Genomic DNA, 14,048 nt, shown 5'->3' with positions numbered 1-14,048 from the left:
GTACGGGCATTTTCCGCAATCTCAGCACCACAGTGCTGCTCAAGTAGCGTAATAAACTCGATAAGTTGCTCAGGGCGGAACCCAACATTCAGGCTGATCGCGAAGTGACTTTTCAGTTGGCTGTTCACGCCGCCCAGTACGGCTAACGCAGAGACGGTTGCCAGTTCACGGGTCGGCCAGTCCAGCACATCACGCTGAAAAATATCGCCAAACAGATGCGCTTTAAGCCAGGTATCAATGGCAGGAGCAAAATCAAATAACGGGCCGCTAACCGGCTGTCCAACCAGTTGGGTTTGCGTTTGGCTTCCCGCCAGCAGGCTGTTCCAGTCAGCGGGTTGCGGCGTAGCGGAGTTCCCTTCTGGATCCACAATCCCGTTTTCTTTACGGCCATTCACTACCGACATCAAGCACGACAGGCCATTCAGACTGCGGGGAAAACCACAGTAAGCGTAAAGCTGCTGTAAAATCTCTTTCACTTCATTCAGCGTTAGCCCTGCATCTAACCCTGCATTAAGCGCGGCCTCCAGCTTATCTATCTGTCCTGTTGCGGTGAAAGCTGCAATGGGGACGACTGCCAGCTGTCTGGCATTCAAATGATTTGACATGTTCGATTCTCCGGACAGGCGACAGTCTCTGCCGCCGGATGCTGAAAACGACAAAATTATAGAGGCTCAGCGTATCGACGATTAGAGGGTTAAATAAGGACAAACCTATGAGGACAAGTCATGAATAGCGCTGCCAGCGCACTATCCACTACAGATCCTGCGCGGGCAACTTTGTCATCCGGCAGAATCTACGTATTACGCTACAATCTCGATTAAATTACCGTCGGGGTCCTGAATTACGGCCTCGTAATACCCGTCACCGGTGGTTCGTGGTCCGGAGACCAGAATGCCCTGCTCTTTTGCGCGTATCGCCAGAGCGTCAACATGCCCCGTACCACCGACAGAGATAGCAAGATGCACCCACCCTGAAGTGTTATTGTCAGGTACAGGGTGGGTCAGTCCCGGTTTGGTCATTAACTCAATCGCAATGTCCTCACCAATGTTGACAAAATAAGATTCAAACCCGGGATTGGTTTTGCTGCAGTATTTTTCGTTTATCACACCATCAAAAAGCGACACCCAGAACCGGGCTTGTCGCTCAAGATCCCGGGTCCATAACGCCATGTGTGCAATTTTCATCGCGATCCTCTCATCGTTTTATTCTGAACGGTACGCTCCCGCTAAGGGATATTGACATCCTGCATTATAATGCACGATTATGCACGTTATTGCTCGATGTTTATTTTTATGGAGTTCTCATGCTCGATTACGCAGCATTCCCGGATCAACGCCAGGCGCTTATCTATCAGATCCTGCAGGAAAACGGCAGAGTGATCTGTACGGAGCTGGCCGCCCGCTTGGGGGTGTCAGAACATACGATCCGCCGTGATTTACATGAGTTGTGCAAAGAAGGTGTTTGCAAGAAAGTCTATGGCGGAGCTGTCATTTCACTACCAGAGTCAGCTGACATCGCAGTACGCAAGAATATTAATGCAGCGAAAAAGAACAGCATCGCGCAAAAATGCGCCCGGCTAGTAAAATCCGGTAGCTGTATTTTTATCGACACAGGAACAACCAACCTGGCAATGGCTGAAGCCCTTCCCGCTGAGCTGGCATTAACCGTCGTGACAAATTCACCTGATATTGCCGCCGTACTGCTGAAAAAACCGCTATTCGAGGTCATCATGTTAGGTGGGCCCGTGCAGCGATCGTCCGGTGGGTGCGTGGGTCCGACAGCCATTGCCCAGGTACAGGATATTTTATTTGATCAAGGTTTTATTGGTGGTTGTGCAATGGCACCGGAGTCCGGACTAACCGGATTTGATTACGCCGATTGTGAGTTTAAAAAAGCGGTAATTAAGCAGTGTAACGAAACTATCGTCGCACTGACTGCGGATAAGATCCCTGCCGTCGCACGTTATGTTGTCACTGCCAGCAGTAATATTGATGTCATTGTCGTGGAGGAAAACATCAGCAAACAGTACGGCACCGCTTTTCAGGCGCATGACATCCGCATTTACACCGTATAACGGTAGCGCAGTCTTTTTACTTACAGATTCAACGGAATATCACGGTGCTAAAAGTAGCACCAGCCGTCAATGGGGTAATGGCTGACAGATAGTCCAGGCGAATTCTGTGATGGTGTTCATGGCACTCCACAAGCAAGAATTCCTCTTTGTCTGCTGTGGTACATGTCGTCACAGCCCTGGCATCAAAGTGTTCCCCAGTAGTCAGTTCAATGCGCAGCAAATAGTGATAAAGACAGGCAATCTCCAGATAGTCATGCAGATCGCAATCTACGGGATGGTACTTTTCTGCAGCACACATAAATGCCCCCCTTTCCAACGTCCACGCCAGTTCGGGAAATAGCTCACGCGACTTCCCGAACATGCGACACTATTTCAGCGCTTCAATAGGTGCGCCAAAGTTGATATGCAACACATTGCCGTCGATCACCAGTGCAGGAACAGACTTCACTCCGATTCGCTCCGCCTCTGCAACGCGATCAGGTTGTTCTCCCAAATGAATAACGTCGATTTCCACATCGCGGGACAGATGCTGCAGCAGTGTTTCTTCTGCGGAAACGCAAACCGGGCAACCAGCATGATAAAAACGGGCTTTGGTCATGATATATCTCCTTTGAATTATAGTATCGATTCGATACTATAATTGATGCTACGCCAGTTTTATGCTTTGTCAATATAGTTTTTAGTCGATACTATATGTCGAGGAGGATTTTGTTATGCATGACATGTCGCTTTTTGACGTACTGGACAGGCTGTCTGGTCTGACGCGGATGTGGTTTCGCCAGCATCCTTTACTGGCGGATCTTCAGCCAGTACAGCTCAGTGCGTTGATGTATCTCGCACGCTGTAATCGCTACTCCAATACGCCTCTCGCCGTGACGGACTACCTCGGCCTCACCAAAGGAACGGTGTCACAATCGCTAAAGTTGTTGGAATCAAAAGGACTGGTGGTACGAACGCAGGATGACAGGGATAAGCGTAGCGTTCATCTGCAGCTCACCGAGTCGGCCAAAAATCTGCTGGATGCCCTACTTCCCCCCTCATTTTTGGTAACGGGAGAATCTGCGATGGGTGAACGCGCGGGTTTACTCAAGGAGCTACTTTTCGAACTGCTGCGAGACATTCAGCGCACCAGTAATGTGCCGGGATTTGGTCTTTGCCAGAGCTGCCGGTTCCACCAAAAAGTAAATGGTCGAGGTTTTTGTGATTTAACGAAAGAACCGCTGAGCGAGGATGACTCGACGTTAATTTGTCGGGAGCATCAGCCCCCGGACGTCTAATCTTCTCTGATTTAGTGTCTTCAATGTGGTCGGGTTGCCGCTTTCCAGGATAACCACTCGCGCCAGGCATTTGACGCGTCGATATCATGGTAACCGAGTTCCGACGCCATATCGTCTACATTTCTGCGGATTACGTATGTTGCAGGTGGTTCAGATCCCTTAGCATCCGCTTGAGGCATTTGATTTTATTCTTATCGCGTATTGCCGCTGAAAACTTACTGAGCTGAAAAAACGTTTTGTCACCAAAACCATCAATGACTTTAAAGCAATATTCCTGGCGCGCGACATCCCAGGCGTAGACGATGTTTTTACAATGTAGGGAGTTAATAATGACACCGGTACTGACAAACCACGCTAAAAAAACATTCAACTTCTGCAATTTGCTGGCATCAAGTTCTTTGTTCAGAGCAAGCTGATAAAGAGTTTGAGCAATGTGACCATGCTCATCACACTCCTTCACAGTGAGTTGTCCTATTCCTTTATTTGTTTCAACCAATCCTTCAATTTTTTGCATATAAAATGCGTCGGTTTGGTGACTCAACTTACATTCTTTGATGTCCCGGTAGACCTCACGTAGCTTGCTTTTATACTTCGCGATGCCTGGAATCACGATTTTAACCAGCAGTTTACAATCCTGTGGATGCTGGAAGACGTAGCGATCGTTACCTCGTGCCAGTAAGTCTTCATCTTTCAATATAAGTACTTGCTTCATAATGTTTTTTATTTTTACCCTACGTGAAATGGAGTTGCCTCAACGAAGAGTTGCCTCAGCCAAAAAATATTGTGTATCTATCTATTTCAATAGTTGTTAAACAGATTGCAAATTCACCCAATAAACAACGTTTGTTGTGACGCACTGAAGCAAAGTAACAGTGGGATGAGCAGCAGATTGAACGTCTGGAGATACTGTTGGAGGAGCTTTATTTTTTGATGTTGTTAACGAAGGTAAACAGAGGAAGGTATTCAACTGAGCGTCATTTACCGTGACCTATGGGGCTGCCGCCAGAGGCCGCACGCGAATGGATGAGGCCGGATGTTGAAGGGAAAGAAGTCGAGGAGATTGCAGACGATGGTTTCGTGCCAGCAGCAAAATTGATATGACAGGTCGTAACACATACAGGCAAGAATATAAAAATCAGAGAACCAAACTAAATTGCGTCAGATAACCAGATGAAACACGGCAAGGAAAAGTCTCTATGGATATATTTCATACTAATTCACGACTATAATCGTTACCTGCATTCTCGCCGTCGTGCGCCAGGAAACGACACCCGGACAATTAAAATTGGATCTCCTGCACGACCCTAATTTATCGTTTAGATGCCGGGCATCGTTTGTACAAGGTAAGGTTAAGGTACCGATGATTCAGGCGGAAACACTCTGCCGGCGAAGATGACTGATCCCCAAAAGCATTGGTCCCAGAAGCGCAAAAGAGACAACCAGAATAATCAGTTCAGGAAGCCAGAATGTAGAAATAAATATTAATACTATAATTTCCCAGTTATGCAATTTTCCCGGTTGTTCATATGTCATCAAGACATACAATGTTGCAAAAAGACACAAAACAAAAAACGCGTAACAGATAGTAATCAAAAACATCCATAATCCTTTGTTTATAAGCGAGTAACTGCACTTACAAGTCAGAGCATGTCAACCATGCGAAATATACAGTTTTTCCCTGCTGTTTAGCAATATAATGCAGGCCCCTGAAACACCAGGAAATACCCCCCCAGAGAAGAGGCTGGTTTGGGTATATGTCTGGCACAGATACTAACGTTACGATAACTGGGGTCCGGTTAAGCTACAATGCCTATTACATAAGGCTTCTCCGGAGAGAAACCCGTTTATTCAACAGACAATGGCGCCACTGTAGATAGTAGAAATCTCTTGCGCAGTGCCAATAAAATTAATTCTAACCCACATGCAATCCATATTATTTTTCACACCTGCAAATAACCGCAATCACAATCTGATAACCCGACCAGATACCAATAGTGACTTAATTAGACTGAAGTCTAACCACAGGCATAAACACATGACATAATATTAACAAGCGTTGATTTATTGCAATGATGACAATCATCATCCATTTCAGGACTACGCACCATGGCATTTTCGAATACTTTGTTCATCAGTTGACGTATCTTAAATGCTATCGCCTGGGCGGCACGATCTCTTTTTCCTTCAAATATGACATGTTGCTGCTAATGAGGTTAATACTGGTTATCCGGAGATGCTGGCGCTGAAGTCAGCGCCAGTTCTGGTTTTTGAAGTGGTTAACGAAGGTTAACAGGAGAACATACGCAACTAGTGTTTAACAATATACATAGTGCGACTGTATGCCACATCTTCCGGGTTGGTAATCGGATACCCCTTCAGCCACGGTTTAATTAAACGCCCGTTGGTGTACTGATAAATCGGCGCAATAGGCGCCTGTTCCATCAGGATCTTTTCTGCTGCGTTATAATCAGCGTTCCGTGCTTTCTCTGTATTTTCCAGCGTCGCCTGAGTCAACACTTTATCGTATGCCGGATTGTTAAAGCGGGAAATATTTCCCGTATGGGTCGAGGTTAATAACGACAGGAATGTGGATGGCTCGTTGTAATCTCCTACCCAGGATGCGCGGATCACATCAAAATTACCGGTATTACGGCTATCAATGTACGTTTTCCATTCCTGGTTCTGTAATTTCACATCCACACCAAGATTTTTCTTCCACATGGAAGCCACAGCAATAGCAATCTTCTGATGATTTTCAGACGTGTTATACAACAACGTCAATTTCAGTGGTTTCTGAGGACCATAACCGGCCGCACGCAGCAGCGTTTTCGCCTGAGCGTTAAGCTCTTCCTGACTCATTTGTTCAAACGGAGAAGGTTCCGGGATAAATCCAGCCGTCACATCAGGCGTAAAATGCCATGCGGGTTTTTCTCCAGTCCCCAATACTTTCTCCGCCATCAGACGGCGATCGATAGTCATACTGAGCGCCAGACGCACGCGTGAATCGGCAGTCGGTCCTTTTTGCGTGTTAAACGCATAGTAATAGGTACCAAGCTGCGGCGGCGTATAAACCTGGCCAGGAATATCCTTCAATAGCTTCTGATACATATTTTTCGGGAAGGACTCAGTAATATCAATATCGCCAGCAAGATAGCGTTTGGTCGCGGCAGATTCCTGGTTAATCGGCAGGAAAGTCACTTTTTGCAGCACTGTTTTGCCGTTGTCCCAATAATGTGTGTTCGGCACAACTTCCAGTTTCTCATTAACCACACGGTCTTTCAGCACATAGGCACCGTTACCGATAAGGTTGCCTGGCTTCGTCCACTCTTTACCGCTTTCGACATTGGCTTTTTGGACGGGATAAAACGCAAAGCTCGCTGTCAGGTTGGCAAACCAGGGTAGCGGTTTGTCCAACTGCACTTTGAAGGTATGCGCATCCACCGCGCTGACACCCAACTTATCGGGCGCGGCTTTGCCATCGATGATCGCCTGGGCATTGTTGATCCCCGCAAGCGCGGCAAACCAGGCAAAAGGCGATAGTGTTTTCGGGTCCACCAGACGCTGCCAACTGTAGACAAAATCCTGTGCTGTTACCGGCGTACCATCGGCCCATTGAGCATTATCGCGCAACGTAAACGTCCAGATGCGGTTATCATTACTCTTCCACTGTGTGGCAACACCAGGAATGATCTCACCCTTGTCATTCTGGTTGACCAGCCCTTCGAATAAATCGCGAATAACCTGAATTTCTGGAAGCCCAACGGCTTTTGCCGGATCGAGTGACGCTGGCTCATCTTTTATATGACGCACCAGTTCTTGCTTTTCTGCCAGTACCGTCCCGCTGGGAACATCCGCAGCATAAGATAAAGAAATGCTGCTAACCAACAGCGCACAACAGGTTACTGAAACAGAATGCCTCATAAAATACCCTCAATTCTGGCCACTAAGTGAATGAGTCATTATTTGTATCGCCAGCAGGAAATGCAATTAACTTCCAACAGGAAAGTGATATTACACCTGAAAAGATAAGTGTGTGAAAACGATTTGATTATCCATACATTTTGCACAACACTGCGAGTAACAATTCATGCATTCAGAGATGATTATGACCGTTACCCGTCCCCGTGCCGAGCGTGGCGCATTTCCGCCAGGAACTGAACATTACGGACGTTCACTATTGGGCGCCCCGCTAATCTGGTTCCCGGCGCTGGCAGCCGATCGTGAAAGCGGTTTGATACTGGCGGGGACTCACGGTGATGAAAACTCATCAGTCGTCACCCTGTCCTGTGCCTTACGTACGCTGAACCCTTCCCTGCGTCGTCATCATGTAGTGCTGGCCGTTAACCCTGACGGTTGCCAGTTGGGTCTGCGTGCAAATGCAAACGGCGTTGATCTTAACCGTAACTTTCCGGCTGCAAACTGGAAATCTGGCGAAACGGTATATCGTTGGAACAGCAGCGCAGAAGAGCGTGATGTGGTGTTATTGACCGGCGATCATCCGGGATCAGAGCCCGAGACCCAGGCACTATGCCAACTTATTCACCACATTCATCCTGCATGGGTAGTTTCTTTTCACGACCCGCTGGCCTGTATTGAAGATCCCAGACACAGCGAATTAGGCGCGTGGCTGGCGCAGTCGTTCGAATTGCCGCTGGTAACCAGCGTCGGTTATGAAACGCCAGGTTCTTTTGGTAGCTGGTGCGCCGATCTAAACCTGCATTGCATTACTGCAGAATTTCCGCCCATTTCATCGGATGAAGCGAGCGAAAAATATCTGCTGGCAATGTCTAACCTTTTGCGCTGGCATCCTTGAGATGAAGCTGCCCGGTTGTAAAATGCAACGCAGGTTCTGCATCTCGGGCCAGCCAGGTTGGGCCATCCAGATCGGCAAAGCTGACCTGTGGCGTAAGCGGCAATGCAGCGCCGATCGCCCTGGATGTACACAACATACATCCGAGCATCAACGCAAATCCCTGCTCGCGGGCTTCTGCCGCCAGCGCCAGCGCCTCCGTCAGTCCGCCTGTCTTATCAAGTTTAATATTCACCATTTCATAGCGGCCGTGCAGCGCTTTCAGACTACTTCGGGTATGGCAGCTTTCATCTGCACAGATAGGCAGCGGATGCACGAAATTCTCCAGCGCGGCATCATCATGAGCCGGCAGAGGCTGCTCCAGCATCGCAACGCCTAAATCCGCCATTAACTGACAGCGTGCGGCCAGCCCTTCAGCACGCCAGGACTCATTAGCATCGACAATGATTGTCGCCTCAGGCACAGCCTCCCGGATCGCAACCATCCTTTCACTGATTAAGTGTGCATCCAGTTTGACTTTCAGCAATCGGGCGCCGTTATCCCAGAGCGCAGTCGCACTCGCTGCCATTTGCTCCGGCGTGCCTATCACGACGGTTTGCGCGGTCGTTACTGTTGCATCCAGTTCAGTACCAACGTAGTCGGCCAGAGACTGTTGTTGCTGACGTGCATTGAGATCCCAAAGCGCACAGTCAACGGCATTACGCGCCGCCCCCGCGGGCAGCAATGCCTGCAGCGCTTCACGCGTCAAACCGTGTTCCAGTTGTGGCACAACACTCATAATTTGAGCCAGTACCGACGCATCGCTTTCGCCATAGCGAGGATAAGGCGTACATTCTCCAGTCCCTTTTACACCATTCTCTTCCAGTTCAACCACCACCACATGCGCTTCGGTCCTGCTCCCACGGGCAATAACAAAGGGAGTGTGTAGCGGCCAGGCTTCCTCATACACCTTAACTGATCTCATTTGTTTTCCTTAATGCAGTCCCTGAAGCGGATATCCGCAAATAGCGTTTGCCGTGTTAACTGCTGATGGCATAAACTAGCCTTGACGTTAACTATATGTAAACAGGAAGATAACCATGTCACAAACCGTTCATTTCCAGGGCAACCCGGTTGCAGTCGCCGGCTCCATTCCTCAGGCTGGAAGCAAAGCTCAGGCTTTTACCCTTGTGGCTAAAGACCTGTCTGACGTTACGCTGGGCCAGTTCGCAGGCAAGCGCAAAGTGCTGAATATTTTCCCAAGTATTGATACTGGCGTGTGCGCGGCATCGGTACGTAAGTTTAACCAACTGGCGACAGAAATCGACAACACCGTTGTACTGTGTATTTCAGCCGACCTGCCATTCGCCCACTCTCGTTTTTGCGGCGCGGAAGGTCTGAGCAACGTTATCACGCTGTCCACCCTGCGTAACGCAGAATTCCTGAAAAACTACGGCGTTGAAATTGCCGAAGGTCCGCTGAAAGGTCTGGCTGCTCGTGCCGTTGTCGTTATCGACGAAAATGACAACATCGTGTTCAGCCAACTGGTAAATGAGATTACCAACGAGCCTGACTATGATGCAGCGTTGGCCGTGCTGAAAGCCTAAGTTGCCCTGAATACAAAAATGCCTCCAGCCAGTTGGAGGCATTTTTATTTGCATCATTACTCTTCGCTTTTTTTCTGCTGACTCAGACCATACTCGCGTAACTTATTGGCAATCGCGGTATGCGAAACCCCCAGGCGTTTGGCCAATTTACGCGTGCTGGGATAATTCATATAAAGCTGCGTCAACACGGAACGTTCAAAGCGGCTGGTGATTTCATCCAGTGACCCTTCCATCACCTCTTCTCCGACGGCAACGGTCGCTGCATCATAATCCGGCAATAAAATATCCTGCGGACGCAGTTCATAGCCTTCAAGCTGAGTTAACGCCCGATAGATAGCATTTTTAAGCTGACGCACATTACCCGGCCAGCCGTAGCGGGTTAGCACCGTGCTGAGATCGGCAGACAACTTCGGACGAGGTACACCCTGTTCGTCGGCAAAACGCGCCACAAACAACTCGGTGAGCGGCATAATATCTTGTGGGCAATCGCGTAGCGGCGGCAGATTAAGCGTCAGGACATTCAGACGATAATAGAGGTCCTCGCGGAAAAGACCTTTCTGCACCAGTTCCACCAGGTTCTTTTGCGTCGCGCAGATTACGCGAACATCAACATGAACTTCATGATCTTCCCCCACACGACGGAACGTCCCGTCATTGAGGAAGCGCAGCAATTTCGTCTGCATGCGCGGCGACATTTCGCCAATCTCATCCAACAGCACGGAACCGCCATTCGCCTGCTCAAAAAAACCTTTTTTACCTTCCGGTGCGTGACCAAACAGTTCGCTTTCTACCGCATCTTCAGGAATAGACGCGCAGTTCAACGCCAGATAGGGTTTTGACGCACGTGGGCTCGCCAGATGGCAGGCATGCGCAAAGAGATCTTTGCCCGTACCGGTATTCCCGGTGATCAGCAGCGGCGCACTCAGCGTCGCCAGCTTGCGCGCCTGTTCAACAACGTGTTTCATTTTGGCGCTGACGGCAATAATCTGGCTGAATGCGCTCAGATCCTGGGTGGTCATGTTTTGCAATTGACGACCCATGCGGAGGGTAGAACGTAACATCACTACGGCACCGGTTAGCATCTGCTCCTGGTTTTCACCCTGCAAATGGACTGGCGTAATCTCCATCAGGAAGTTTTGCCCGTTAATCACAACATGTTCACTATGGGAATCCTGCGGATTACTTTCCAGCCAGCGCTGGAAGTTAAACCCATTGATGAGCTGTGCAGCCGTGTGGTTGCGCATCCGCTCCTGGGGGTGGGCAAAAAGCTGGCAACTTGCCGGGTTTGCCATCTCCACTTTACTTTTCATATCCAGAGAAAGAACGGGTTCAGGCAATGCTTCAAGCAATGCGCTAAGCGCCAGATGTTCGCGTTCGGAAGGCATCCAGGGCACGGTACGGACGTCCGTTACCCCTGCGATACGGCGGATTTCGGCCATCAGGCTGCTGAAGTTAGTGAACTCCAGTTCCGCAAAATTAAGATAAATTCGCCCGATGGGGTCAATCTCGATACCGCGTAAATCAATGCTTCTCAGCACCAGTAAATCGAGCAATTCGCGGGTCAGACCAAGACGGTCTTCACAAAAGACTTCCAAACGCATAGGAACCTTCACCTGGACAAGGGATCATGTGTTAGATGATAAGCCAGTATTGGGTTAGCAGGAAGAACTCTGTCAACAAATATTGACAGCACGCTGGAAAATTGGGCACCGGGGCGTAAAGTTATACGATCGGTGCCCGTATTTACTCAACTTTCACGCGGGGATTTGTTCTTTTGTAAGGTCTCTTTCACCTGACCAATCAACTGACGGCGGAAATCCCCCAGTCGCGGTTTATCATCATCAATCCACGGTAATGGACGGCACAGCTCCATCGCTTTAATCCCCAGACGCGCTGTTAACAAGCCCGCGCCAATCCCCTGCGCGGCACGCGTGGATAACCGGGCTGCTAAATCCTGCGACATCCAGTCCATCCCTACTTCACGCACCAGCTCGCTGGCCCCGGCAAAGGCGATATTCAACAGCACCAGACGGAACAGACGCAAACGGCTGTAATACCCCAGTTCGATGCCATACAGCGTTGCAATGCGGTTAATCAAACGCAGATTTCGCCAGGCAATAAACGCCATATCCACCAACGCTAACGGGCTGACGGCAATCATCAGCGTGGATTCCGCCGCAGAACGACTGATCTCACGTCGTGCTTGCGCATCCAGCACCGGCTGCACCAGATGGGCATACAGGCTCAGAACTTCCCGATCATTTTGCGTTTCATGGATAGAGGCATACCAGCGCTGTAGCGCAGGATGAGACTGATCGATACCCGCCTGTTGCGCCAACTTTTCACAAAATGCGCGACCTTTTCCGGTTCCGTGACTGTGCAACAGTTCACGCGCTTCATCACGCTCGTGGGCGCGTTGACGTAAACGCCACAGCCGACGCCACTCGGTTGCCACCGACCCCACGCCTGCGCCAATAATCAGCGCGCCCGCAGCACAGCCCCCCAGCGCAACCCAGTCCTGAGTCTGCCAGGCGTTCATCGTCCACTGCACGCCCTGAGCAACCACACTGATGCCAAACAGTGCCAGCCCACCCATCACCATTTTGCGCCACAGGCTGCGCTTAGGACGTAATGCGGCATCAATCACGGCTTCAGCCTGACCTTCGTCTTCCAGCTGTTCATCCACTGTCGCCGGAGAGAAAGTCTGCGCTTCCGTATCGTTGAACATTTGCTGTGCTTTAAATGCCGTGTTTTGTTCCACTTCCAGAGGACCTGAGAAATCGATACGCGGTTTTAACGGCTCGCTCATCGCAATTTATCTCCTATTAAAAACTCCAACGCGGCATCCAGGCGAATATGCGGTAAGGGTTTATCCACATCCATGACCTGCGGGCGAAAGGCTTCAAACTGAAAACCCTGGCGATCCCAAAAAGCCTGGCCCGGTAAACGCGCAGGGACTTCTCCCGGATAGACGGTCAACGGCTCGCCGTCGCTCAGACGATTGCCGCGCAGCGCGGGGATCTTCTCGCCCTTCACATCAATCAGCCCGCTGGTGGTTGCCTGCACCGATGCCAGTCCCAGACAGTCCATACTGATGCCTTCAAACGCGGCATTTTGCCAGGCGTCCTGAATCAATTGCTGCAACAACGACACCATATTGGCATGCTGATCGACCGTGACGTGGTCGGCCTTAGTGGCAGCGAACAGCAACTTATCGATTACCGGCGAGAACAACCGCCGGAACAACGTGCGCTGACCATAATGAAAGCTTTGCATCAGTTGTGTCAGTGCCAGACGCATATCGTTAAACGCCTGTGGTCCGCTGTTAAGCGGTTGCAGGCAATCAACCAACACAATTTGGCGGTCAAAGCGCAGAAAGTGATTCTTGTAGAACCCTTTCACGACCTTTTCGCAGTAGTAATTAAACCTGTCGCGCAACATGCCTGCGTTGGTGTGTTTATCCGCCTGTGCCAGTTTTGACTCACCAAAAGCATCAACATCCGGCCACGGGAAAAACTGCAGCGCAGGTGCGCCAGCCATGTCCCCCGGCAGCACAAAGCGCCCGGGCTGAATAAAATGCAATCCCTGTTGTTTGCACTGATGCAGATAGTCCGTCCACGCAGCAGCAATCTCCGCCAGACGATTCTCATCGGCAGGCGCTAACGGATCTAATCCCTGACTTAACTGCCGCCATGTTGCCGACCATTCTGCCCGCTGTCCCTGCAATAACCCGGTCATTTGCCGGGACCAGCCAAGGTAATCCTGGGCCAGCATCGGTAAATCAAGCAGCCATTCCCCCGGATAATCGACGATTTCCAGGTACAACGTGGACGTATCTTTAAAATGACGCAGCAAAGAATCGTTGGATTTGTAGCGCAACGCCAGGCGAATTTCACTGACGCCGCGCGTCGGCGTCGGCCAGGTTGGTGGAGAGCCATAAAGCTGGGCCAGCCCCTCGTCATAGGTAAAGCGCGGAATACCAAAATCGCGCTGAGGAACCCGCTTTACGCCAAGCAGGCGCTCTTCACGCACACAACTGAGCAACGGCAGACGAGCACCGGCATGAATATTGAGTAACTGGTTTACCATTGCGGTAATAAACGCTGTTTTACCGCTGCGGCTAAGTCCGGTGACAGCCAGGCGCAGATGCCGATCTACGCCGCGATTAACCAGCGAATTGAGTTCATTTTTAAGTCGCTTCATCGCCATCCCGTTATGCTGAAGGAACCGAAGAAATTATAACAAACAGGAAGTAAAGATAAGGTTTAATACTGGGTTATCAACTGCCTGAAAGAAATCAG

The 14,048-nt window shown here is 49.9% G+C and carries 13 protein-coding genes and 2 pseudogenes; 5 read left to right on the top strand and 10 right to left on the bottom strand.

Features of this window, described 5'->3' with window-relative positions:
• Window positions 1-47 precede the first annotated feature (47 nt).
• Window positions 48-605: pseudogene (locus tag ACLJXE_RS11990) on the bottom strand (carboxymuconolactone decarboxylase family protein); the annotation flags it as partial.
• 195 nt (window positions 606-800) lie between these two features.
• The gene (locus ACLJXE_RS11985; RefSeq protein ID WP_410750948.1) at window positions 801-1,184 is read right to left on the bottom strand and encodes a VOC family protein; all 384 of its coding nucleotides are present in this window, start codon (window positions 1,182-1,184) and stop codon (window positions 801-803) included.
• A 119-nt stretch (window positions 1,185-1,303) separates the two neighbouring features.
• Here ACLJXE_RS11985 and ACLJXE_RS11980 point away from each other — a divergent pair, with 119 nt between their 5' ends.
• Entirely contained in the window at window positions 1,304-2,074 is a 771-nt protein-coding gene (locus tag ACLJXE_RS11980) for a DeoR/GlpR family DNA-binding transcription regulator (protein ID WP_410750947.1), read from the top strand.
• A 28-nt stretch (window positions 2,075-2,102) separates the two neighbouring features.
• Here ACLJXE_RS11980 and ACLJXE_RS11975 read toward each other — a convergent pair whose 3' ends face one another.
• The gene (locus tag ACLJXE_RS11975; protein ID WP_410750946.1) at window positions 2,103-2,435 is read right to left on the bottom strand and encodes a Rho-binding antiterminator; all 333 of its coding nucleotides are present in this window, start codon (window positions 2,433-2,435) and stop codon (window positions 2,103-2,105) included.
• A 6-nt stretch (window positions 2,436-2,441) separates the two neighbouring features.
• Window positions 2,442-2,672: a glutaredoxin family protein gene (locus ACLJXE_RS11970; RefSeq protein ID WP_410750945.1), complete on the bottom strand. Its 231-nt coding sequence runs from the start codon at window positions 2,670-2,672 to the stop codon at window positions 2,442-2,444.
• A 115-nt stretch (window positions 2,673-2,787) separates the two neighbouring features.
• Between ACLJXE_RS11970 and ACLJXE_RS11965 the strand changes: the two genes are divergently transcribed.
• Window positions 2,788-3,351, top strand: coding sequence for a MarR family winged helix-turn-helix transcriptional regulator (locus ACLJXE_RS11965; RefSeq protein ID WP_410750944.1), 564 nt, complete (start codon window positions 2,788-2,790; stop codon window positions 3,349-3,351).
• A 130-nt stretch (window positions 3,352-3,481) separates the two neighbouring features.
• On the opposite strand, the gene ACLJXE_RS11960 is transcribed toward ACLJXE_RS11965, so the two are convergent.
• Window positions 3,482-4,063 carry a YrbL family protein gene (locus ACLJXE_RS11960; RefSeq protein ID WP_410750943.1) on the bottom strand — a complete coding sequence of 194 codons (582 nt, stop codon included), beginning with the start codon at window positions 4,061-4,063 and terminating at the stop codon, window positions 3,482-3,484.
• Window positions 4,064-4,338: 275 nt separating this feature from the next.
• Here ACLJXE_RS11960 and ACLJXE_RS11955 point away from each other — a divergent pair.
• Window positions 4,339-4,449 (top strand): annotated as a pseudogene (locus tag ACLJXE_RS11955) (SOS response-associated peptidase); the annotation flags it as partial.
• 1,209 nt (window positions 4,450-5,658) lie between these two features.
• Here ACLJXE_RS11955 and mppA read toward each other — a convergent pair.
• The gene (gene mppA / locus ACLJXE_RS11950) at window positions 5,659-7,272 is read right to left on the bottom strand and encodes a murein tripeptide ABC transporter substrate-binding protein MppA (protein WP_286628763.1); all 1,614 of its coding nucleotides are present in this window, start codon (window positions 7,270-7,272) and stop codon (window positions 5,659-5,661) included.
• 184 nt (window positions 7,273-7,456) lie between these two features.
• Between mppA and mpaA the strand changes: the two genes are divergently transcribed.
• Window positions 7,457-8,164 (top strand): murein tripeptide amidase MpaA, encoded by a 708-nt coding sequence (mpaA, locus tag ACLJXE_RS11945; protein WP_005126515.1) that lies wholly within the window; start codon window positions 7,457-7,459, stop codon window positions 8,162-8,164.
• Here the strand turns inward: mpaA and ycjG are convergent.
• On the bottom strand, window positions 8,139-9,125 hold the full coding sequence (gene ycjG, locus ACLJXE_RS11940; RefSeq protein ID WP_286628761.1) for an L-Ala-D/L-Glu epimerase: 987 nt from the start codon (window positions 9,123-9,125) through the stop codon (window positions 8,139-8,141). The two genes, mpaA and ycjG, sit on opposite strands and share 26 nt — an antisense overlap.
• Before the next feature lie 115 nt (window positions 9,126-9,240).
• Between ycjG and tpx the strand changes: the two genes are divergently transcribed.
• On the top strand, window positions 9,241-9,747 hold the full coding sequence (gene tpx, locus ACLJXE_RS11935; RefSeq protein WP_040230898.1) for a thiol peroxidase: 507 nt from the start codon (window positions 9,241-9,243) through the stop codon (window positions 9,745-9,747).
• Between the two features lie 56 nt (window positions 9,748-9,803).
• On the opposite strand, the gene tyrR is transcribed toward tpx, so the two are convergent.
• From tyrR to ACLJXE_RS11920, 3 genes are all read right to left on the bottom strand, one after another.
• On the bottom strand, window positions 9,804-11,348 hold the full coding sequence (tyrR, locus tag ACLJXE_RS11930) for a transcriptional regulator TyrR (protein ID WP_199973940.1): 1,545 nt from the start codon (window positions 11,346-11,348) through the stop codon (window positions 9,804-9,806).
• A 146-nt stretch (window positions 11,349-11,494) separates the two neighbouring features.
• Window positions 11,495-12,556, bottom strand: coding sequence for a TIGR01620 family protein (locus tag ACLJXE_RS11925; RefSeq protein ID WP_410750942.1), 1,062 nt, complete (start codon window positions 12,554-12,556; stop codon window positions 11,495-11,497).
• Window positions 12,553-13,950, bottom strand: coding sequence for a YcjX family protein (locus ACLJXE_RS11920; protein WP_286628758.1), 1,398 nt, complete (start codon window positions 13,948-13,950; stop codon window positions 12,553-12,555). The genes ACLJXE_RS11925 and ACLJXE_RS11920 overlap by 4 nt, the downstream gene beginning before the upstream one ends.
• Window positions 13,951-14,048 lie beyond the last annotated feature (98 nt).

This window comes from Citrobacter sp. U14242, assembly GCF_046555775.1.
Lineage (GTDB): Bacteria > Pseudomonadota > Gammaproteobacteria > Enterobacterales > Enterobacteriaceae > Citrobacter.
Note: the sequence above shows the minus strand (reverse complement) of the source record. Positions and strands in the feature narration are given on the sequence as shown.